At 67.9% G+C, this 19,782-nt stretch carries 21 protein-coding genes; 16 read left to right on the forward strand and 5 right to left on the reverse strand.

Annotated features, from left to right (window positions below; translation table 11 throughout):
• The first annotated feature begins 31 nt into the window (after positions 1 to 31).
• Positions 32 to 1,102: a LacI family DNA-binding transcriptional regulator gene (locus tag AB4Z10_RS23255; protein WP_441472772.1), complete on the forward strand. Its 1,071-nt coding sequence runs from the start codon at positions 32 to 34 to the stop codon at positions 1,100 to 1,102.
• A 50-nt stretch (positions 1,103 to 1,152) separates the two neighbouring features.
• On the forward strand, positions 1,153 to 1,620 hold the full coding sequence (locus tag AB4Z10_RS23260; RefSeq protein WP_441472773.1) for an MmcB family DNA repair protein: 468 nt from the start codon (positions 1,153 to 1,155) through the stop codon (positions 1,618 to 1,620).
• On the opposite strand, the gene AB4Z10_RS23265 is transcribed toward AB4Z10_RS23260, so the two are convergent.
• Positions 1,612 to 2,577, reverse strand: a complete 966-nt coding sequence (locus AB4Z10_RS23265; protein ID WP_441472774.1) for a LysR family transcriptional regulator — start codon at positions 2,575 to 2,577, stop codon at positions 1,612 to 1,614. The two genes, AB4Z10_RS23260 and AB4Z10_RS23265, sit on opposite strands and share 9 nt — an antisense overlap.
• Before the next feature lie 98 nt (positions 2,578 to 2,675).
• Between AB4Z10_RS23265 and AB4Z10_RS23270 the strand changes: the two genes are divergently transcribed.
• Complete coding sequence (locus tag AB4Z10_RS23270) at positions 2,676 to 3,854, forward strand: MFS transporter (protein WP_441472775.1); 1,179 nt, start codon at positions 2,676 to 2,678, stop codon at positions 3,852 to 3,854.
• A gap of 73 nt (positions 3,855 to 3,927) precedes the next feature.
• Here the strand turns inward: AB4Z10_RS23270 and AB4Z10_RS23275 are convergent, their stop codons facing one another.
• Together AB4Z10_RS23275 and AB4Z10_RS23280 are read right to left on the reverse strand one after the other, a co-directional pair.
• On the reverse strand, positions 3,928 to 4,491 hold the full coding sequence (locus AB4Z10_RS23275) for an ActR/PrrA/RegA family redox response regulator transcription factor (RefSeq protein ID WP_441472776.1): 564 nt from the start codon (positions 4,489 to 4,491) through the stop codon (positions 3,928 to 3,930).
• Between the two features lie 89 nt (positions 4,492 to 4,580).
• Positions 4,581 to 5,933 (reverse strand): ActS/PrrB/RegB family redox-sensitive histidine kinase, encoded by a 1,353-nt coding sequence (locus tag AB4Z10_RS23280; protein ID WP_441472777.1) that lies wholly within the window; start codon positions 5,931 to 5,933, stop codon positions 4,581 to 4,583.
• 183 nt (positions 5,934 to 6,116) lie between these two features.
• Between AB4Z10_RS23280 and AB4Z10_RS23285 the strand changes: the two genes are divergently transcribed.
• From AB4Z10_RS23285 to AB4Z10_RS23310, 6 genes are all read left to right on the forward strand, one after another.
• Complete coding sequence (locus tag AB4Z10_RS23285; protein WP_441472778.1) at positions 6,117 to 7,418, forward strand: polyhydroxyalkanoate depolymerase; 1,302 nt, start codon at positions 6,117 to 6,119, stop codon at positions 7,416 to 7,418.
• 58 nt (positions 7,419 to 7,476) lie between these two features.
• Positions 7,477 to 8,217 (forward strand): M48 family metallopeptidase, encoded by a 741-nt coding sequence (locus tag AB4Z10_RS23290; protein WP_441472779.1) that lies wholly within the window; start codon positions 7,477 to 7,479, stop codon positions 8,215 to 8,217.
• A gap of 93 nt (positions 8,218 to 8,310) precedes the next feature.
• Positions 8,311 to 8,526, forward strand: coding sequence for a hypothetical protein (locus AB4Z10_RS23295; RefSeq protein WP_441472780.1), 216 nt, complete (start codon positions 8,311 to 8,313; stop codon positions 8,524 to 8,526).
• Positions 8,527 to 8,655: 129 nt separating this feature from the next.
• The gene (locus AB4Z10_RS23300) at positions 8,656 to 9,813 is read left to right on the forward strand and encodes an amidohydrolase (protein ID WP_441472781.1); all 1,158 of its coding nucleotides are present in this window, start codon (positions 8,656 to 8,658) and stop codon (positions 9,811 to 9,813) included.
• Positions 9,814 to 9,823: 10 nt separating this feature from the next.
• The gene (locus AB4Z10_RS23305; RefSeq protein ID WP_441472782.1) at positions 9,824 to 11,332 is read left to right on the forward strand and encodes a serine hydrolase domain-containing protein; all 1,509 of its coding nucleotides are present in this window, start codon (positions 9,824 to 9,826) and stop codon (positions 11,330 to 11,332) included.
• Positions 11,333 to 11,388: 56 nt separating this feature from the next.
• Entirely contained in the window at positions 11,389 to 12,978 is a 1,590-nt protein-coding gene (locus tag AB4Z10_RS23310) for an ABC transporter substrate-binding protein (RefSeq protein WP_441472783.1), read from the forward strand.
• A gap of 12 nt (positions 12,979 to 12,990) precedes the next feature.
• On the opposite strand, the gene AB4Z10_RS23315 is transcribed toward AB4Z10_RS23310, so the two are convergent.
• Positions 12,991 to 13,893 (reverse strand): aldose 1-epimerase family protein, encoded by a 903-nt coding sequence (locus tag AB4Z10_RS23315; RefSeq protein ID WP_441472784.1) that lies wholly within the window; start codon positions 13,891 to 13,893, stop codon positions 12,991 to 12,993.
• 273 nt (positions 13,894 to 14,166) lie between these two features.
• Here AB4Z10_RS23315 and AB4Z10_RS23320 point away from each other — a divergent pair, with 273 nt between their 5' ends.
• The 7 genes from AB4Z10_RS23320 to dapD all read left to right on the forward strand — a co-directional run bounded on the left by AB4Z10_RS23320 (position 14,167) and on the right by dapD (position 19,070).
• Positions 14,167 to 14,766: a nitroreductase family protein gene (locus AB4Z10_RS23320; RefSeq protein WP_441472785.1), complete on the forward strand. Its 600-nt coding sequence runs from the start codon at positions 14,167 to 14,169 to the stop codon at positions 14,764 to 14,766.
• Positions 14,767 to 14,834: 68 nt separating this feature from the next.
• A complete protein-coding gene (locus AB4Z10_RS23325; RefSeq protein WP_441472786.1) occupies positions 14,835 to 15,821 on the forward strand; it encodes a TRAP transporter substrate-binding protein in 987 nt (328 codons plus the stop codon).
• 24 nt (positions 15,822 to 15,845) lie between these two features.
• Positions 15,846 to 16,625, forward strand: a complete 780-nt coding sequence (locus AB4Z10_RS23330; RefSeq protein WP_441472787.1) for a VOC family protein — start codon at positions 15,846 to 15,848, stop codon at positions 16,623 to 16,625.
• Between the two features lie 156 nt (positions 16,626 to 16,781).
• On the forward strand, positions 16,782 to 17,048 hold the full coding sequence (locus tag AB4Z10_RS23335) for a hypothetical protein (protein WP_441472788.1): 267 nt from the start codon (positions 16,782 to 16,784) through the stop codon (positions 17,046 to 17,048).
• Between the two features lie 91 nt (positions 17,049 to 17,139).
• Positions 17,140 to 17,355, forward strand: a complete 216-nt coding sequence (locus AB4Z10_RS23340) for a hypothetical protein (protein WP_441472789.1) — start codon at positions 17,140 to 17,142, stop codon at positions 17,353 to 17,355.
• Positions 17,356 to 17,408: 53 nt separating this feature from the next.
• Positions 17,409 to 18,170: a precorrin-6A synthase (deacetylating) gene (gene cobF, locus AB4Z10_RS23345; protein ID WP_441472790.1), complete on the forward strand. Its 762-nt coding sequence runs from the start codon at positions 17,409 to 17,411 to the stop codon at positions 18,168 to 18,170.
• Between the two features lie 57 nt (positions 18,171 to 18,227).
• Positions 18,228 to 19,070 (forward strand): 2,3,4,5-tetrahydropyridine-2,6-dicarboxylate N-succinyltransferase, encoded by an 843-nt coding sequence (gene dapD / locus AB4Z10_RS23350; RefSeq protein ID WP_441472791.1) that lies wholly within the window; start codon positions 18,228 to 18,230, stop codon positions 19,068 to 19,070.
• A 123-nt stretch (positions 19,071 to 19,193) separates the two neighbouring features.
• On the opposite strand, the gene AB4Z10_RS23355 is transcribed toward dapD, so the two are convergent.
• Positions 19,194 to 19,754, reverse strand: a complete 561-nt coding sequence (locus tag AB4Z10_RS23355) for a DUF1269 domain-containing protein (RefSeq protein WP_441472792.1) — start codon at positions 19,752 to 19,754, stop codon at positions 19,194 to 19,196.
• Positions 19,755 to 19,782 lie beyond the last annotated feature (28 nt).

Below are 19,782 nucleotides of genomic sequence, written 5' to 3' on the forward strand. Positions count from 1 at the left end.
CTCAAATAATGATGGTTTTTGATGTGATTTCATGACGGATTCGGCGGAGAGGAACGGCGGCGGCGAAAGCCTGCAGCGCCGCCGGATGGCCCGCATCGCCGATGTCGCGGCGCTCTCCGGCGCTTCGACCGCAACCGTCGACCGGGTGCTGAACCAGCGCCCCGGCGTGCGCGCGGCCACCGTCCAGCGCGTGCTCAAGGCTGCGAGCGAGCTGGGCTATGTCCTCGATTCCGCCTTGCCGGCGCAGGCCTTCACGCCGATGCGTCTCGCCTTCCTGCTGCCGGCCGGGAGCAACCGCTTCCTTGCGATGCTCGGGCGCCATATCGCGGAGGCGCAGGAGCATCTCGCCTCCTTTAACATGCGCGCTCGCGTCGAATTCATCGAGAGCTTCAAGCCGGAACTGCTGGCCCAGCAGCTCCGGCAGGTCGGGCGCGACGTCGACGGCATCGCCTTCATGGCGCTGGAGCATCCGGCCGTGCGCGAGGCGGTGAACGGCCTCGCCGAGCGCGGCGTGCCGGCCGTGACCCTGATCTCCGACATCGCCAATGCGCGCCGCGCCGCCTATGTCGGGCTCGACAACCGCTCGACCGGGCGCACGGCCGGCTATCTCGTCGCCCGCTTCATCGGCAAGCGCCCGGCCAAGGTCGCGATGATCGCCGGCAGCCTGAGCTACCGCGCGCATGAGGAGCGCGAGATGGGTTTCCTCCATCTCTTCGAGGAGATGTTCCCGCAGATCGAGGTGGTCGGCCTGCGCGAGGGGCTCGACGACGAGGGGCGCAACTATCGCCAGGCCAAGGCGCTGCTCGCCCAGCACCCCGACCTCGCCGGCATCTACAATATCGGCGGCGGGCCGGAGGGTATCGCGAAGGCTTTGAAGGAGGCCGGCCGGCAGCAGGAGGTCGTCTTCGTCGGCCACGGCCTGACCCCGGCGACCCGCGCTCTCCTGCTCGACGGCACGATGGACGCGGTCATCACCCAGCATCCCCATGCGGCGCTGATGAGCTGCATCGCGATCTTCGCCAATCTGCGCGCAGGCCGCCCGGCTCTGGAGGGCACGGCGCCGCCGAGCATCGAGATCATCCTGCGCGAGAACCTGCCTTAGGCCGGTAGTCGAAGCTTGCATTCTGAGAAACAAAGAGGGAACATACACCCATGTCCCTTCCGGATTCCGTTCTCAATCCGCCGCCGGCGCGGCCCGATATCACGCGCATCGTCTGCCGCGGCGCAGCCCGGCATCTGCGCGAGCGCGGCTATGCCATCGTCAAGGAGATGACCTTCGCTAACGGCCGGCGCGGCGACATCGTCGCGCTGTCGCCGTCGGGCGAGCTCTGGGTCGTCGAGGTCAAGTCCGGCATCGCGGATTACCGCGTCGACGGCAAATGGCCGGATTACCTCGACTATTGCGACGGCTTCCTCTTTGCCGTGGCACCGGAGTTCCCGCGCGAGATCCTGCCGGATGATGTCGGCCTGATCGTCGCGGATGCCTATGGCGGCGAATTGCTGCGCGAGCCGCCGCGCCACCCCTTGAGCCCGGCACGCCGCAAGATGCTGACCATCGCGCTGGCGCGGCTGGCTTCGAGCCGGCTCGCCTTGATCGAAGACCCGGTCGGCTCAGACTGAAGCGGCCTCTCGCCAAGGCTCGGCCCCGGCGAACGCCAGCGGCTTCGCGAAAGAGCGCAGGTCGATCTCTTCAACCAGGAAGTCGATGAAGGCGCGCACGCGGGCCGGCAGCCGGCCGCCATGGCCGACATAGACGACATGGATCTCCTCGACGTCGCCGGGATTGAACGCTTCCAGAACCGGGACGAGGCGGCCGGCGGCGATATCGTGGGCGATATGGAAGACGGAAAGCCGCGTCAGGCCTTGACCTGCGAGCGCAAGTTCGCGCGCGCTCTCCCCATCGCCGACCGTGGTGCGTCCGCGGGCGGCGAACTCGCTGCGCTTGCCGTCTATCAGGAACGGCCAGGAATCGCTGTGCCGCGCGAAGTTGAAGGTGACGAGGTCGTGTTGCACGAGGTCGTCGGGATGCGCGGGAGCGGGATGGGCGGCAAGATAGGCGGGCGATGCGACCACGGCCATCCGGCTTTCGCCGAGCTTGCGTGCCACCAGCTGTGAGGAGCGCAGTGGACCGACGCGGATCGCGACGTCGGCGCGTTCATCCACCAGATCGACCACCGCGTCGCTCAAGGTGATGTCGAGCTGTACCCCGGGATGTAGCTCGGAGAAACGCGGCACCAGCCGCAGCAGGAAATGCCGGCCGAACGGCACGTTGGTGTTGACCCGGAGCCGCCCGCGCGGGACCTGGCAGGCGGAGACCGCCCGCTCCGCCTCGTCGAGATCGGCGAGCACGCGCAGTGCCCGTTCATGGAAGGTCGTGCCTTCCTCGGTCAGCATGAATTTGCGCGTCGAGCGCACGATCAGCCGAACGCCGAGCCGGGCCTCCAGCCGCGCGACGAGCTTGCTGACGGCCGAGGGCGTCATCCTCAGCGCCCGCGCCGCCGGCGAGAAGCCGCCGAGTTCGACAACGCGGGTGAAGACTTCCATCTCGCCGGAGCGGTTGATCTCGGTGCGCGGCATCGTGAATTCAACTCACAATTGCTGATCTTTCGCGCAGTCTAATTCACAAGCCTGCGCGGCGCTATCTCCAGGCCCGAACCCGTTCCCGGAGGCATTCCATGCCCATTGCCCTTTATGCCCTTACCGTCGGTGCCTTCGGCATCGGCGTCACCGAATTCGTGATCATGGGCCTGCTGCTGCAGGTCTCCAGCGATCTCGGCATCAGTGTGCCGCTCGCCGGGTTGCTGATGACCGGCTATGCGCTCGGCGTCTTCGTCGGCGCGCCCATCCTGACGATCGCGACGCGCTCCCTGCCGCGCAAGACGACGCTGCTGGTACTGATGGCGATCTTCACCCTCGGCAACCTGGCGGCCGCGCTGGCGCCGAACTTCGCCTGGCTGATGTCGGCCCGCATCGTCACCGCGCTCGCGCATGGCACCTTCTTCGGCGTCGGCTCGCTCGTCGCCACCAGCCTCGTCGCGCCGGAGCGCAAGGCCTCGGCCATCGCCTTGATGTTCACCGGCCTGACGATCGCGACGCTGCTGGGCGTGCCCTTCGGCTCCTGGCTCGGCCTTGCCTTCGGCTGGCGCTCGACCTTCTGGGCGGTAACGGGCATCGGCCTCCTCGCCTTCGTCGTCCTGGCGGTGCTCGTCCCGGCGGATCGCGAGCGCGTCGTCCCCGGCTCGCTCGCCGAGGAATTCAAGGTGCTGACGCGCCCGCAGGTCCAGCTCGGCCTGCTCATGACCGTGCTCGGTTTCGGCGGCATCTTCGCTGTCTTCACCTTCATCCAGCCGATCCTCGTCGAGCTTGCGGGCTTCAGCGAGGCGGCGGTCTCGCCGATCCTGCTCGTCTTCGGCGCCGGGCTCGTCGTCGGCAATCTGCTCGGCGGCCGCTGGGCGGACCGCAACCTCGCCCCAGCCCTCATCGGCACCATCGCGCTGCTGACCGTGGCGATGTTCGCCTCCGGCCTCGCCTTCTACAGCCAGATCGGCGCCGTCGTCGCGGCCTTCGCGCTGGGCGCCGCCGCCTTCGCCACCGTCGCGCCGTTGCAGATGTGGGTGCTGCAGCAGGCCGGTGGAGCCGGGCAGGGGCTGGCATCGAGCCTGAACATCGCCGCCTTCAACCTCGGCAACGCCTTTGGCGCCTGGCTCGGAGGCGCTGTGATCACGCAGGGGCTGGGCTATGGCGCCATCGCGCCGGTCGCAGCCGTCGTTCCGCTCGTGGCGCTCGGCCTCGCTGCTGTCGCGGTTGCGCTCGACCGGCGCACGGCCCGCCTCGCTCCCGCCTGCGCGGCCTGACGCGAAAGCGATTGGACAAGCAAAAGCCCGCCGGACATGTCGCCCGGCGGGCTTTCTTCTGTTGGTCGTCGGATCAGCGCGGGGCGCGCTTGGCGAGAATGCGCTGGAGCGTGCGCCTGTGCATGCCGAGGCGGCGCGCCGTCTCGGAGACGTTGCGGCTGCACAGCTCGTAGACGCGCTGGATATGCTCCCAGCGGACGCGGTCGGCCGACATCGGATTTTCGGGCGGTTGCGGCCGGGCATCGCGCGCGGCGGCGAGCGCGGCATGGATCTCGTCGGCATCGGCCGGCTTGGCGAGGAAGTCGAAGGCGCCGAGTTTCACCGCGCTGACGGCGGTGGCGATGTTGCCGTAGCCGGTGAGGACCACGCCGCGGGCTTCCGGCCGGCGCTCCTTGAGCCGGGCGATCACGTCGAGCCCGTTGCCGTCACCCAGACGGAGATCGATCACAGCGAAGGCCGGGGCGGATTCCTCCACCGCAGCAAGCCCTGCGGCGACGCTGTCTGCAGTGCGGACCACATAGCCGCGGCCTTCCATGGCGCGGGCGAGGCGGGTGAGGAAAGGCTTGTCGTCATCGACCAGCAACAGCGACATGTCCGTGTTGTCGGGCATGCCGGTCTGGCTCGGCGCATCCTGCATTTTGATCTCCTGACCGCTTGTCCATGCGCGCTGCGGTGGCGCGAAGTGAGGTTTCGAAACGCCGGCCGCATGCCCGTTCGGGCTTGCGGTCAGCTAAGCTCATGTAATGCCGATGCTTCCGGCTTGGTACCCCCCATCGCGGGCAGGTCCGCTTCAAAAACGTCACGGGGCCAGACGATGCGGATCGAGGCGCCGCTCGCCGGCGCCGGGCGGTTCGAGAATTCCAGCGTCGCGCCGCCGCGCTCGAGCAGGGTCTTCGCAATGAACAGGCCGAGCCCGAGCCCGCCACCGGCGCGTCCCTCTCCGCTGCCGCGCGAGAGATAGGGCTCGCCCGCCCGCATCAGCACATCGGGCGGAAAGCCCGGGCCGTCGTCGGCGATCGTCAGAACGACGCGGCTCTGCGTCCATTCGGCCGCGATCGTCACGGTCGAGCGTGCGAAATCGACCGCGTTGTCGACGATGTTGCCGAGGCCGTAGATCATGCCGGGGTTGCGCCGGCAGACCGGCTCCGGCTTGTCGCCGGTCATGGTGATCTCGAAGGGCACGCCGAAGGGCCGCTGCGGCCCGGCCGCTTCCTCGATCAGCAGACGCAGCGTCAGCTGATCCAGCGGGCCGGCATCGTCGTCCTGCAGGCTGGAGAGCTTGCCGAGGATGCCGCGGCAGCGTTCGACCTGTTCTCGCAGCAGCGCGATGTCCTCGGCCATCTCGCCGTCCGGCGGGGCAAGGCGCGTGAGCTCGCGGGCGACCAGCGCTATGGTGCCGAGCGGGGTGCCGAGTTCATGGGCGGCGGCGGCGGCGAGCCCATCGAGCTGGGACAAATGCTGTTCGCGCGCCAGCACGAGCTCGGTCGCGGCAAGTGCATCCGAAAGGTCGCGCGCCTCCTTGGCGACGCGCCAGGCATAGATGCCGGTGAAGGCAAGTCCGAGCACGAGCGCGACCCAGTTGCCGAGCTGATAGAATGGCGGCAGCACCGGCCGGTCCTCGCCCGCCCAGGGCAGCGGCAGGTGGAAGCGGCTGAGCAGGGTCGCCAGAATCATTGCCAGCAGGCCGAGCAGCAGGGTGCGTTGCGGCGGCAGCGCCGTCGCCGAGATCATCACCGGCGCCAGGAACAGGATCGCGAACGGGTTCTGAAGCCCGCCGGTCATGAAGAGCAGGGCGGCGAGCTGGGCGATGTCGAAGCCGAGCAGCGCCGTCGCCGGGCCGTCCTGCAGCCGATGGCTGAGCGGAAACCTGATTCGCAGGACGATATTGAGCCAAGCGGAAACGGCGATGACGGTGAAGCACCAGCCGAAGGGCAGGGGAAAACCAAGGCCGAAATGCACGCCGGCGACGGCCGCGCTTTGGCCGGCGATGGCCAGCCAGCGCAGCCGGACCAGCGTGTCGAGCCGCAGATGGCGGCCCGTTCGGGCGAGAAGAGGGGTCGAGAGGTCCGAGGCGCTCACCGTTGATCGGCCTTCTGCGCGGCTCCCGCCGGGAGCGGGAATGACGGCTTCATCCACATGGCAGTAAAATCTTAGCCTTTAGCCGGGTTGAATGAGAACAAAATCAACGTAAGCTGCGTTATTGCGACGCAGCATGCTTGTTGCGCCGCCAGAAGGACACTCGATCGCATGTACGGGGCCACCATGTCGTTTGCCTATCATGCCTACGAAGCAGTTCACATGATGGTGAGCCCGGTGCGCGGCGTCTCCGACGCGATGCACCTCGCCTTCAAGAACCCGGCCAATCCGCTGACCTATACGCCCTTCGGGCGCACCGTCGCGGCTTCCTGCGAATTGTTCGAGCGCGTCACGCGCCGCTACGGCAAGCCCGCCTTCGGTCTCGACGAAACGACGATCAACGGCGTCAAGGTGGCGGTCGAGGAGCGGGTCGTCTGGGAGCGCCCCTTCTGCAAGCTCGTCTATTTCGATCGCAAGATCGCTGGGCGGCGCAAGCCGCAGCCCAAGGTGCTGCTGGTGGCGCCGATGTCGGGCCACTATGCCACGCTGCTGCGCGGCACGGTCGAGGCGTTCCTGCCCGGTCATGAGGTCTACATCACCGACTGGACCGATGCGCGGCTGGTGCCGCTGACCGAGGGCCGCTTCGACCTCGACGACTACATCGACTACGTCATTGCCATGCTGCAGACGCTGGGGCCGGACACGCATGTCATGGCGATCTGTCAGCCTTCCGTCCCGGTTCTCGCGGCGGTCGCGCGCATGGAAGCCGAGGCCGACCCCTGCGCGCCCCGTTCGATGACGCTGATGGGGGGGCCGATCGATACCCGCCGCTCGCCGACCGCCGTGAACCAGCTTGCGATGGAGCGCGGCACCGACTGGTTCCGCCGCAACTGCATCACCGTCGTGCCCTTCCCGCATATGGGTGCGTTCCGGCAGGTTTATCCCGGCTTCATGCAGCTCTCGGGCTTCATGGCGATGAACATGGATCGCCACGTCACCGCCCATTACGACATGTTCAAGCACCTCGTCGGCGGCGACGGCGATTCGGCCGAGAAGCATCGCGACTTCTATGACGAATATCTCGCCGTCATGGACCTGACGGCGGAGTTCTACCTGCAGACGGTCGATACCGTCTTCGTAAAGCACGCCATGCCCAAGGGCGAGATGATGCATCGCGACAAGCCGGTCGACCTGACTGCGGTTCGCCGCGTCGCGCTGATGACCGTCGAGGGCGAGAACGACGATATCTCCGGCGTCGGGCAGACACATGCTGCGCATGATCTCTGCGTCAACATCCCCGCCGGGAAACGGGTTCACTATCTCCAGCCGAAGGTCGGCCATTACGGTGTCTTCAACGGCTCGCGCTTCCGCGCCGAGATCCAGCCGCGCATCTCCGATTTCATGGTGAGTCTCGACATGGAGGCGGCCAAGAGCCGTCGCAGCGAGAGCGCCGGCGAGCAGCGCAAGGCTCTGAAGATCGCCGGCTGACGGGGCATAACAGTCTCTCCCTTCCCCATCGCCCGCGAATCCCGCACAATCGCAGTCGATGCGCATCTCCCTGTTCAGGCGCCAGCCGGACCCCGACCGGATTGAGGTCGTGCATGCCGGCACGCGTTATCCCGTATCGATCAAGCGGCGCGCCAATGCGCGGCGAATGACGCTGCGCGTCTCGCAGGCGACTGGCGAGACCACCCTGACCTTGCCCGAGCGGGTCGACTTCTCTGCCGGGCGTGCCTTTGCCGAGAATCATGGTGGCTGGATCGCCGCGCGCATCGCGAAGCGCCCGCTGGCCGTGCCGTTCGAGCCGGGGCAGAGCATTCCGTTGCGCGGCGTCCCGCACCGTATCGTCCATTGGTCGAAGGCGCGTGGACTGACGCAGGCGACGCAGGACAAGGATGGTGCGCCGATCATCGCGGTTGCGGGCGATGGCGCGCATGTTCCGCGCCGGGTCAAGGATTTCCTCAGGCGGCTCGCGCTAGAGGATCTGGAGAAGGCGGTGCGGCATCACACTGCGACGCTCGGCATCCCCGCCCGCAAGATCACCATCCGCGACACCACGAGCCGGTGGGGCTCGTGCTCCTCGCAGGGGCATTTGAACTTCTCCTGGCGGCTGATTCTCGCACCGGCCTCGGTGCTCGACTATCTCGCGGCCCATGAGGTGGCGCATCTCAAGGAGATGAATCACTCGCATCGTTTCTGGGCGCTGACCCACAAGCTCTGCCCGCATACCGAGGAGGCGGAGGCCTGGCTGAAGCGCCACGGCGCCAGCCTGCACGGTTATGGTTGACGCAGTATCACTGCCGCAATTTTGCCGTTAACCACTTTCTGAAACTTGCGCCCGCACACTGAACGCCGATTCGCCTTCAGTGTGAGTATGCCTATGGGTCAGGTCATCGCGTTCCGTCGCCCGCAACAGCCCCTCGCCGCGCCCGAGCCTGTGCTCGGTCTGCTTTCGGCCGTGGATTTTGCGCTCCGCGATCTCGCGGAAATCATGCCTCACATCACGCTCGACACCGCCCGCGCGCAGGCCGAGGCGTGTCGCGCCATGCTGGCGCAGGCTTTCGATGCTGAAGTCGAGGCCGAGCTCGGCAACTGATTCCGGCCAGCATCGCGCCCGCGCATGCCGCCCCCGGCGGCGGTGCGGGTTGCCGAAGCGGATGAATTGTCGAACCTCTGCGGGAAAGAGCCGGCGCTTGGGCCGGCCACAGCCCCGGGAGGCTCATCCGTGTTCCTGACCAACAGCGATATGGTCGATCTCGTCGATCTCAGGCATCGGCTGCATCGGAGGCCCGAGATTTCGGGCGAGGAACGCGAGACCGCCGCCACCATCGTCGAATTTCTCAAACCGACCCAGCCCGACCGCATCGTCACCGGACTTGGCGGCCACGGCGTTGCGGCGATCTATGAGGGCGCCGAGCCGGGCCCGACGGTGATGATTCGCGCCGAGCTCGATGCGCTGCCGATCGAGGAGCTCTCGACCAGCGATCATCGCTCCGAGATCCCCGGAAAAGGCCATCTCTGCGGCCATGACGGCCACATGACCATCCTCGCTGGACTCGCGCGCGGGCTCCGCCGCAATCCGCCCAAGCGCGGCCGCGCCATCCTGCTGTTCCAGCCGGCGGAAGAGACCGGCGCCGGCGCCGCCGCCGTCATCGCCGATCCGAAATTCGCCGAGATCGCGCCGGACTACGCCTTTTCGCTGCATAACCGCCCGGGCGTTCCGATCGGCCACGCCCGCATCTCGGAAGGCGCCGCGAATTGCGCCTCACGTGGCCTCAGGATCGTGCTCAATGGCGAGACCTCGCATGCCTCGACACCAGAGCATGGCCGCTCGCCAGCCCCAGCCATCGCGCGCCTCATCCCCGAATTGACGGCGCTCGGGCCGGGCGGCGAGCTCGATGCCAATTTCACGCTGGTCACCGTCACCCATGCCGGGATCGGCGAGCCCGCCTTCGGCATCGCACCGGGGCGCGGCGAGCTCTGGGTGACGCTGCGCACCGTCAACGACGCGCAGATGGGAGCGCTCTGCGAGAAGGCCGAGGCGCTGGTGCGTGAAGTCGCGGCGGCCGGCAGCCTCGACGCCGAGATGAGCTATCACGACATCTTCCACCATTGCGAGAACGAGCCTGAGGCCGTCGCCATGCTGCGCCGGGCGATGGATGAGGAGAAGGTGCCGCACGGCCCGACCAAGCCCTCGCGCGGTTCCGAGGATTTCGGCCTGTTCGGCCGCAAGGCCAAATCGGCGATGTTCCTGCTCGGCTCGGGCGATACGGCCCATCTCCACAACCCGGACTTCGACTTCCCCGACGATGCGATCGACACCGGCGCGCGCGTCTTCATGCGGGCGCTGCGCAATCTGGTCGGCGAAGCCCCGCGGGCCTGAGGAAGTGGCGATGGCTCTGGACTGGACGCGCGCTGCTGCGCGGGCGAACGAAATTGCCGCCGGCTGGCAGCGCGAGGCCGGCCCCGGCGGCGCCGTCGTGCTGTTCGATCGCGACGGGGTGCGCGAGGCTTTTGCCGGCGGCCTCGCCAGCATCGACTACCGGGTGCCCTTCACGCCGCAGACGCCGAACCGCTTCGCCTCGATCAGCAAGCATGTGCTGGCGATCGCGCTGCTGCGTGCCGGCGTGTCCCTCGATGCGCCGCTCGGCCGCTGGCTGACCGAGCTGCCTGCGCCGCTGGCCGCGGTCGAACTTGGCCACGCGCTGGACATGACCGGCGGCCTGCCGGACATGATGGAAGCCTTCTGGCAGCAGGGCGTGCCCTTCACGGCGACCCTGAGCGCCGACGAGGTCTTCGCGCTCGCCTGCCGTTTTCCGTCGCTGAGCGCCGAGCCCGGCAGGGAGATGGCCTATTCCAACACCGGCTGGCGTCTCGGGCAGCGCATCCTCGAGCGTGTCACCGGCCGGTCCTACAGCGACATCGTCGCGGAGCTGTCCGGCGAGCTCGGCCTCTCCTTCCGCCTGCCCTATGACGCTGCCGAGATCGTGCCCGGCCTCGCCACGGGCTATTGGGCCGACGGCGCGGCCTGGCGGCGCGGCCATTACGGCTTCCACTTCTCGGCTTCCGGTGGCATCGCCGGCTCGGCTGCCGATCTCGCCGGCTGGGCCTCCGCCCTGCTCGCCGGGCGCGGGCCGCTCGCCGGCATGCTCGAGCGCCTGACGGCACCGCGCCGTTTCGCGGATGGCAGCGAGAGCGTCTACCGGCTCGGACTCGTCTGCAGCCGTCTCGGCGAGACCGGGATCGTCGGACATGGCGGCTCGCTCACCGGCTATCGCAATCACTTCCTGATGGCGCCTGCCCATGGTGTCGGCGTGGTCGTACTGAGCAATCGCGAGGAAGAGGCGCTCTGGCCGGCCATGACCGTGCTGGCCGCGCTGCTCGGGCAGGATCTGCCTGCGGCCGCCCAGGCGCCGGCCGGGCTCTTCGTCACGGAAGAGGGGCCGTTCTGGGCGGAACTCACGCCGGATTCGATCAGCTTCATGGGCGGATACGAGCGCCTTGTCGCGGACGGCGCGGGCGGTTTGCGCAGCCTGCCCGCCTATCTCGACATCCGCCTCCGGCAGGATGGGGTGGACAGCTTGTCCGGCCTGATCGGCGGCGTGCAGCGCTCGCTGCGGCGCGTGCCGGCCGATACGGCGCTCGATGTGCGGCTGGTGGGCCGCTGGCGCGATCCGCATTTCGGCACCGAGATCGAGATCCGGGCCGACGGCGCGGCGCTGATGCCCTGGCCCTCTGGCGGGATGCTCTCGCGACTGACGCCGCTGCCGAACGGCCGGGCGCTGGCCGATCTACTCCATGGCCCCTGGCGCTCGCGGCCCTGCCTCTGGCTCGACGGCGATGGCGGCTTGCGGGTCGCCGGCCACCGGGCAAGGGTCTTGCAAATGAAACGCGTCGGCTGACATCGCCCCGCGTGGGCGATGCAACCGGGTCGATGATGATTGAGGAGGATGTCCCGATGCAACTGCCCCGTTTCGCCGCCGCGCTGGTCCTGACGGCGTCCGCCATGCTGCCTTTGCCGGTGGCCGCCCAGGCTCAGCCCGCCGCGAACCGCGTGCTGCGCGTTGCGCCGCATGCCGATCTCAAGACGCTCGATCCGGTCGCCGCCTCGATCGTCATCACCCGCATGCACGGGCTGATGATCTATGAGACGCTCTTCGCCTGGGATTCGAACCTCCAGCCGAAGCCGCAGATGGTCGAGAGCTTCGAGACCTCGCCGGACAAGCTGAGCTGGAGTTTCACGCTGCGCCCCGGCCTGAAGTTCCATGATGGCCAGCCGGTCACCACGAAGGACGTCATCGCCTCGCTCGCCCGCTGGATGAAGCGCGATACCATCGGCGGCAAGCTCGGCGAATATACCGAGGGCATGGAGGCGGTCGACGACAGGACCTTCAAGCTCAAGCTCAAGCGCCCGCTGGCGCTGGTGCCCTTCGCGCTCGGCTCGGCCGTTGGCCAGATCCCGGTGATCATGCGCGAGGCGGACGCCAAGAGCGATCCGATGAAGCCGATCACCGAGACGGTCGGCTCCGGCCCGTTCAGATTCAACCGCGAGGAATGGCGCAGCGGCTCGAAGATCGTCTACGACCGCAACCTCGACTACGTGCCGCGCTCCGAGCCGGCCGACGGCCTCGCAGGCGGCCGCGTCGTCAAGGTCGACCGCGTCGAATGGCTGATCATGCCCGACGCCGCGACGGCCGCCGCCGCGCTCCAGACCGGCGAGATCGACATCTGGGAGCAGCCCAGCCAGGACCTGATTCCGGTCGTCTCGGCGAACAAGCAGGTGAAGGTCGAACGCTATTCCAATCTTGCCAACCAGGTGATGCTGCGGCCGAACCATCTCTACCCGCCCTTCGACAATCCCAAGGCCCGGCTCGCCTTGGCCTATGCCACTGACCAGGCGGACTTTCTTGCGGCCGGCTTCGGCGACGAGGAATGGTGGAAGCGCTGCAACGCCTATTTCGTCTGCGGCGGGCCGAACGGCATCGAGGCCGGTGCGGAAGGCTATGCCAAGCCCGATCTGGAGAAGGCGCGCCAGCTCCTCAAGGAGAGCGGCTACAAGGGCGAGAAGCTGGTTCTCTCGACCAGCAACGACATCGCCCCGATCGGTCGCATGGCCGAGGTTGCGGCGTCGCAGCTCAAGGCCGTCGGCTTCAATGTCGACGTCCAGTTCGCGGATTGGGGTGCCGTCACCACGCGCCAGCAGAACAAGAACCCGCCGGATCAGGGCGGCTGGAACCTCTTCGTCACCTATGCCTCGGGCGCGACCATGCAGTCGCCGCTCACCAATATCGGCACCAATATGGCATGCGAGCGCGCCTGGGCCGGCTGGCCTTGCGATGCCGAGGCGGAGAAGCTGCGGGGTGCCTTCGTCGACGCCCCCGATGACGCCAGCCGCAAGGTCGCGCTCGAAGCGCTGCACAGGCGCCTTGCCGAGGCGCAGCCCTATCGCGTGCTCGGCCAGTTCGATCAGCCTTATGCCCGCCGCACGAACGTCGCCGGCGTGCTGGCGGCGCCGGTCATGCTGTTCTGGAACATCGAGAAGAAGTGAGGCCGCGGCTGCTCATGCCGGCGAAGCCGTCGGGATGAAATGCGGCGTGGCATGCCAGACGAAATCGCGGCTTTCGCCCGGCGCCAGCGTCAGGATGCCCGGCTTCTCCGCGAATTCGCCCTGCCAGCCGACCGGGCTCGCCATGCTGAACCAGGGTTCGATGCAGAGGAAGGGGGCGCCGGTCGGCTTCGACCAGATGCCGAGGTCCTTGTAGCCCTCCCAGCTCACGGTGAGGGCGCGGACCTCGCGTCCGGCCGCGTCGAGGGCCGCAAACCGCACCGAGTGGTTGGCAACATCCGGGATCACGATCGCGTCGTTGGCGAACAGCGCCTCCGCAAGCGCCAGCTCCGTGCCCTCGAAGGGCAGGGGGATCGGCGCGCCGAGCAGGCCGCCTTCGACGCTGAGGCCAGGGCCGGGTTCGGCTTGAAGGAAGCTGAGGCGGTGGTCCTCCTTGGCGACGCCCTCCGCCAACGGCCAGAGGAAGGCCGGGTGAGCGCCGGCGCCGCAGATCAGTGTCGTCTCGGCCGGGTTGACGACCCGCGTCGTCACCGAAAGCGTGTCGCCTGCGAACTCGTAGATCATCTGCAGCACGAAGCGGAACGGGTAGCGCGCCAGCGTGTCCGTGCTCTCCCGCAGTTCCAGCACGGCGCGTTGGGGCGCCCGCTCGATCCATCGGAACAGGCTGTCGCGGGCGAAGCCGTGCTGCGTGAGATGGTAGGACCGGCCTTCATGGATCAGCGTGTCGTCGGTGAGGCGCCCGACGATCGGGAAGAGCACGGGCGCGTGGCGCGGCCATTCCGGCCCGCCATGCCAGAGCAGCGGCCCATTCGCATCGGACAGCGCGATCAGCTCGCTGCCTTCGGCACGGATCGTCGCACGCAGCCGGCCGGAGGCAATCTCATATGTGTCGGTCATCTTCGTCTCCGCCGGCTGGCCCTGATCTCGCGAGCCGGTCTGTCCTGCATATCACGCAAGCGTGATCCCGCATTCCCCGGAAACCATGCAAAAGCGGCATCGTTCTCCGCCGGCTTCATCCGGCAGGCAATGCATTGTCGAATCCGGTCTTTTTTAGGTTTTTCCTTTCCTTGACCCCTCCTTCGCCCATGCCGATCCTGCCGGGAGCCTCCGCAGGCGCTCCCGCCGTGACGCATCCCGCGCCGGGTTTCGTTCATGCCGTCAGGATTTCCGATGACCAACACTGCCAATAACCGCTCCGCCGAGCACGACATCGACCCGCTTTTCCTGGAGCGTTGGTCGCCGCGCGCCTTCACCGACGAAATTATCTCGGAGGCCGAGCTGAAGGCGCTGTTCGAGGCGGCGCGCTGGGCACCGTCCTCCTACAACTCCCAGCCCTGGCGCTTCATCTATGCCCGTCGCGGCACGGCGCACTGGCAGACGCTGCTCGGCCTGCTCAACGAGTTCAACCAGTCCTGGGCCAAGAATGCGGCGGCTCTCGTCGTCATCGTCTCGAAGGAGACCATGGCGCTGCCCGGCAAGACCGAGGAAGTGCCGTCCTACAGCCATTCCTTCGATGCCGGCGCCGCCTGGGCCAATCTCGCCCTCCAGGCCGTGCGGCTCGGCTGGCAGGCCCACGGCATGGTCGGCTTCGATCGTGGGCGTGCGCTGTCGGAGCTGAAGGTTCCGGCCGGCTATCGCGTCGAGGCGGCCGTCGCCATCGGCAGGCCCGGCGACAAGACGCAGCTGCCGGAAGCCTTGCAGGCGCGCGAGACGCCGAGCCAGCGCAATCCGATCTCGGCCACCGCCTTCGAGGGCGCCTTCCCGGCCTGAGCGGTGTGCCTCTTGCCGCGGGCCGCGATTCGCGCGATCCCGCGGCATGCGCTGAAGGAGGCACGCTCTTGCTGATCACCCGCCGCCAGTTCGCCGCCGGTTCCCTCGCCGCGCCCGCCATCCTGAAGGGCGGGCGGGCCTTCGCCGCCGGCCGGCCGGTCACCGTCGCCTCTCTGCTTGGCGAGGACAAGCCGGAGACGAAGATCTGGCGGCGCGTCGCCGAGATCCTGGCGCGCACCGCGCCCGGGCGCTTCGATCTGCGGATCGTGCCCAATGCCGCGCTCGGCGGCGAGAAGGAGGTCGCCGAGGGCTTGCGTTTGGGCTCGATCCAGGCGGCGCTCTCGACCGTTTCGTCCTTGTCCGGCTGGGTGCCCGAAGGACAGATTCTCGATCTGCCTTTCCTCTTTAGGGATCGCGACCATCTCGGCCGGGTTCTGGCCGGCCCGCTGGGCGCCGAACTCAAGGCGCGCTACGAGGCGCAGGGCTTCGTCGTGCCGGGCTTCATCAACTATGGCGCCCGCCATCTGCTGGCCAAGGAGCCGCTGACGACGCCGGCGTCGGTCAAGGGCAAGCGCATCCGCGTCATCCAGAGCCCGCTCCATACCGCGCTCTGGTCGGGCTTCGGCGCCTATCCCACGCCGATCCCGATCCCCGAGACCTACAACGCCCTGAAGACCGGCGTGGTCGACTGCATGGACCTGACCAAATCCGCCTATGTCGGCTTCCGGCTGCATGAGGTCGTGCCGGTCCTGATCGAGACCGGCCATATCTGGGCGACCGGGGTCGTGATGTTCGCCGCACCGTTCTGGAAGGCTTTGACGCCGGCAGACCGTGAGGCGCTGGCGGCAGCCATGGCCGAGGGAACCGCCTATTTCGACGAATTGATGCTGGCCGACGAGGCGGCCTCGATGGCGAAGGCCGCTTCCGAAGGCGGCAGGACCGTGCCGGCCGAGGACCGTGCCGGCTGGCAGGACGGCGCCCGCAAGGGCTGGGCGAGCTTTGCGCCCCAGCTCGGCGGCATGGCAAAGATCGAAGCCATCGCGCAAAGCGCTTGATCACCGCATCGCAGGACGACAGCCATGCCGCTTTCGATTGACCATATCGTCATCGCCGTCACCGATCTCGATGCTGCCGTACGGGACTATGCCGCGCTCGGCTTCACCGTGCTGCCGGGCGGCGAGCACCCGCGCGGCTCGCGCAACGCGCTCGTCGTGTTCGAGGACGGCGCCTATCTCGAGATCATCGCCTTCCCGCGGCCCGTGCCGGGTTTCCGCTGGTGGCAGGTGCTGGACCGTGCCGGTCCGGGCCTCGTCGACTACGCCGTGCTGCCGGATGATTTCGAGGCCGATCTCGCCCGCGCCCGCGCCGCTGGCATCGTCATGGACGGGCCGATCGAGGGCGGCCGGCTCCAGCCCGATGGCACACGCATCGCCTGGCGCTCGGCGCGCCCGCCCGAGCCGGATATCCCCTTCCTCGTCACCGACGTCACGCCGCGCGATCTGCGCGTCCCGGCCGGTGCGGCACGTCGTCACCGCAACGAGGTCACGGGGGTCGCGGGCGTTACGGTCGCGGTTCAGGATCTCGTGAGCTCGACAGCCCGCTACCGGGCCTTGCTCGGCCGCGAGCCGCTGGCGATCGGTGGCGTTCCCGGACTCGGCTTCGGCCTCGTCCAGTTCCGCTTGGAACGTCAGACCCTCTCGCTGGTGGAACCGCGCGCTTCCGCCGCAGCCGCTCCGGCGGCCCATCTCATCGCCCGGGGCCAGGGCGCATATGCGATCGCCTTCTACGGCCCGGACGACGCCGTGCTCGACGACGGCCTGACCCATGGTGCCCATCTGGAGATCGTCCGCGATCCCTGAGCCGGCGGCGTCATTTTCCGGTCACGCTTGCGGGCGACAGTGGCCCGTTACCTTCGAATAGTTATATTTATGTAGTAATAACAAAGGCTTGCATCGAATCGCCGGTCTGCCTATCTCTCCCTCGCGATCAGTGAATCAACCGACGGAGGGACCGGAATGGGTGGAGTCACGGAGGTCGATGTCGCGGCCGCGATCGGCCGGATCGACGAGATCATCATTCGCGAAATCGTTCGCACGGGTGCGAGCCGGCCGGAGCTGCGCCGGGCGCTCGCCCTTGCGAAAGGGCCGGGCGATCTCGCTGCCGATGCGGCACTGCCGCCGCATATGCAGCGCCTTGTCGATCTGCTTGTCGTCACATTGCCTGAACAGGGGCCGCCGAACCGCCTCCATGCCGCCATGAAGGGCATCGATCGTGCCGCCTGATCAGGGGAGCGCCGAATCGTTGGAGACCGCCCGGGCCGAAATCCGGCAGGCGGTGCTGACGGCTTTTTGCGCGGCGCTCCACGATACTCGGTTGCCGCCTCTCACCCTGATGGAGTTGGCGGCGCAGGCGGTCGGTTCGGTCTACAGAGAGGTGGCGGATGCTCATTGCGGCGATCAGCCATGCCCTTGCGGCTGGCGGCCGCGCCTCCAGGCGGATCTGGAGGCGCTTCAGGCGGCGCTCGCGCTGAGCGCGGTGCCGGGCTCGCAGCCGGACCTCGCCAGCATGGCCGTTCTCGGCCGGGCCTGACCTCGCATTCCGCTGACATGCCATGCTAAGGCGCCGTGGATCGGCGGAGCGGCATGCGCAACATCCTCATCATCGGCATCGGGGCCGGCAATCCCGACCACATGACGATCGAGGCGATCGCGGCGCTGAACCGCGCCGACGTCCTGTTCATCCCCGACAAGGGCGAGGAGAAGGCGGCTCTGCGGGCCCTGCGCGAAGGCATCTGCGCACGCTTCATCCGCAGCCCGGACTACCGCACCGTTCCCGTCGACATCCCGCGCCGCGGCGAGGCCGGCAGCGACTATCACGGAGTGGTCGACGATTGGCATGAGCGCATCGCCACGCGCTACCGCGCCCTGTTCGAGGCGCAGTTGGCCGCGGGGCAGACAGGCGCGCTGCTGGTCTGGGGCGACCCGGCGCTCTACGACAGCACCCTGCGCATCATGGAGCGGGTCGTCGCCTCCGGTCTCCCCATCGACTGGCAGGTCTATCCCGGCATCAGCAGCGTCCAGGTGCTGGCCGCGCGCCACCGCATCCCCCTCAATACGATCGGCGCTCCGATCCTGATCACTACGGGCCGGCGATTGGCGGCGGGCTTCCCGGCCGATCAGGACAGCGTCGTCGTCATGCTCGATGGCGAGCAGGCCTTCGCCAGGCTCGATCCTGATCGTCTCGACATCTACTGGGGCGCCTATCTCGGCACGCCCGACGAGATTCTCCTCGCCGGGCCGCTCTCCGAACTCTCCGCCGAGATCGTGAGCGTGCGTGCTGCGGCCCGCGCCCGCCACGGCTGGATCATGGATACCTATCTGCTGCGCCGGCGCCCTGCGGCTTGACGCACGAGCCCGCATCCGCCATCGCTCCCGCGACCTTCTAAGCGCTGGAGCTGCCCGATGTCCCTCGCCGATCTCGCCGCCACCATCGACGCCGCCTGGGAGAACCGGGCCGAGATCGGCATCTCCACCAAGGGCGCTGTCCGCGAGGCGGTCGAGCAGGCGATCGAGATGCTCGATGCCGGCGAGACCCGCGTCGCCGAGAAGCAGGGCGCGGATTGGATCGTGCATCAGTGGCTGAAGAAAGCCGTGCTGCTCTCCTTCCGCCTGACCGACAACATGATCATCGCCAACGGACCGGGCGAGGGCGTGTTCTGGGACAAGGTGCCGTCGAAGTTCGAGGGCTGGGGCGAGAACCGCTTCCGCGCCGCCGGCTTCCGCGTCGTGCCGCCGGCCGCCGCGCGCAAGGGGTCGTTCATCGCGTCCGGCGTCGTGCTGATGCCGTCATTCGTCAATATCGGCGCCTATGTCGACAGCGGCACCATGGTCGACACCTGGGCGACCGTCGGCTCCTGCGCCCAGATCGGCAAGAACGTGCATCTCTCGGGCGGCGTCGGCATCGGCGGCGTGCTCGAGCCGCTGCAGGCCAACCCGACCATCATCGAGGACAACTGCTTCATCGGCGCCCGCTCCGAGGTCGTCGAGGGCGTGATCGTCGGCGAGGGCTCGGTGCTCTCGATGGGCGTCTTCATCTCGGCCTCGACCAAGATCGTCGATCGCGCCACCGGCCAGGTCCATGTCGGCAAGGTGCCGCCCTATTCGGTGGTCGTGCCGGGGTCGCTGCCGGGCAAGCCCTTCCCGGACGGCACGCCCGGCCCGGCGCTCTCCTGCGCCGTCATCGTCAAGACGGTCGATGCGCAGACGCGCTCCAAGACAGGCATCAACGAGCTGCTCCGTGACTGAGGCAGCGGTCGCCCTGCGTCATGCTCGGGCTTGACCCGAGCATCTCGGAAACCAGTGTCTTCTTGTGACGAGATTCTCAGGTCGAAGTTTGGCTTCGCCTGAGAATGACGCTGCAAGGACCCCTCAACCCACCGGCGAGGGAGCGCCCGTTCCCTGCGGATAGGGCTCGGGCGGCGTGTCGGTCGCTGGCGCCGCGCCATGTGCGTCGGCGAGCGCGTCGCGCAGCTTCTGCTCCTGCGTGTGGTCGAGCGAGGTCTTGAGCACGGTGCCGCCGGTGCCGCGGATCGCCTCCAGCACCTTGTCGCCGGTCACCTTCTTGACCAGCACGAAGAGCGCGGCGTTGCCGGGCCGCAGGCTGCTCGACAGCTCCTTCATGAACTTGTCGTCGACGCCGTAGTCGGTGAGGGCGCCACCGAGCGCGCCGGAGGCCGCGCCGATCGCCGCCCCGAAGATCGGCATCAGGAAGATCGCGCCGATCAGCAGGCCCCAGAACGAACCGGAGACCGCACCCATCGCCGTGGTGTTGAGCAGTTGGTTCAGCTTCACCTTGCCGTCTTCATGCATGACCGCAATGGCGGCATCCCCGATCTCGATCAGATATTCCTTCTGCAGGCCGATGAGCTTCTGGCGCATTTCTTCGGCGCGGGCCTCGGTCGGATACACGATGACGACGAGATCGGACATGGCGGGAACTCCTGCTGCTGATGCTGCA

The organism is Allobosea sp. RAF48 (genome assembly GCF_052114025.1).
Lineage (GTDB): Bacteria > Pseudomonadota > Alphaproteobacteria > Rhizobiales > Beijerinckiaceae > Allobosea.

What these genes read in the sequence shown, in the direction of transcription:
- AB4Z10_RS23255 (WP_441472772.1), top strand. Translation starts at nt 32, where the DNA reads ATGACGGATTCGGCGGAGAGGAACGGCGGCGGCGAAAGCCTGCAGCGC.
- AB4Z10_RS23260 (WP_441472773.1), top strand. Translation starts at nt 1,153, where the DNA reads ATGTCCCTTCCGGATTCCGTTCTCAATCCGCCGCCGGCGCGGCCCGAT.
- AB4Z10_RS23265 (WP_441472774.1), bottom strand. Translation starts at nt 2,577, where the DNA reads ATGCCGCGCACCGAGATCAACCGCTCCGGCGAGATGGAAGTCTTCACC.
- AB4Z10_RS23270 (WP_441472775.1), top strand. Translation starts at nt 2,676, where the DNA reads ATGCCCATTGCCCTTTATGCCCTTACCGTCGGTGCCTTCGGCATCGGC.
- AB4Z10_RS23275 (WP_441472776.1), bottom strand. Translation starts at nt 4,491, where the DNA reads ATGCAGGATGCGCCGAGCCAGACCGGCATGCCCGACAACACGGACATG.
- AB4Z10_RS23285 (WP_441472778.1), top strand. Translation starts at nt 6,117, where the DNA reads ATGTCGTTTGCCTATCATGCCTACGAAGCAGTTCACATGATGGTGAGC.
- AB4Z10_RS23290 (WP_441472779.1), top strand. Translation starts at nt 7,477, where the DNA reads ATGCGCATCTCCCTGTTCAGGCGCCAGCCGGACCCCGACCGGATTGAG.
- AB4Z10_RS23295 (WP_441472780.1), top strand. Translation starts at nt 8,311, where the DNA reads ATGGGTCAGGTCATCGCGTTCCGTCGCCCGCAACAGCCCCTCGCCGCG.
- AB4Z10_RS23305 (WP_441472782.1), top strand. Translation starts at nt 9,824, where the DNA reads ATGGCTCTGGACTGGACGCGCGCTGCTGCGCGGGCGAACGAAATTGCC.
- AB4Z10_RS23310 (WP_441472783.1), top strand. Translation starts at nt 11,389, where the DNA reads ATGCAACTGCCCCGTTTCGCCGCCGCGCTGGTCCTGACGGCGTCCGCC.
- AB4Z10_RS23315 (WP_441472784.1), bottom strand. Translation starts at nt 13,893, where the DNA reads ATGACCGACACATATGAGATTGCCTCCGGCCGGCTGCGTGCGACGATC.
- AB4Z10_RS23320 (WP_441472785.1), top strand. Translation starts at nt 14,167, where the DNA reads ATGACCAACACTGCCAATAACCGCTCCGCCGAGCACGACATCGACCCG.
- AB4Z10_RS23330 (WP_441472787.1), top strand. Translation starts at nt 15,846, where the DNA reads ATGCCGCTTTCGATTGACCATATCGTCATCGCCGTCACCGATCTCGAT.
- AB4Z10_RS23335 (WP_441472788.1), top strand. Translation starts at nt 16,782, where the DNA reads ATGGGTGGAGTCACGGAGGTCGATGTCGCGGCCGCGATCGGCCGGATC.
- cobF (WP_441472790.1), top strand. Translation starts at nt 17,409, where the DNA reads ATGCGCAACATCCTCATCATCGGCATCGGGGCCGGCAATCCCGACCAC.
- dapD (WP_441472791.1), top strand. Translation starts at nt 18,228, where the DNA reads ATGTCCCTCGCCGATCTCGCCGCCACCATCGACGCCGCCTGGGAGAAC.
- AB4Z10_RS23355 (WP_441472792.1), bottom strand. Translation starts at nt 19,754, where the DNA reads ATGTCCGATCTCGTCGTCATCGTGTATCCGACCGAGGCCCGCGCCGAA.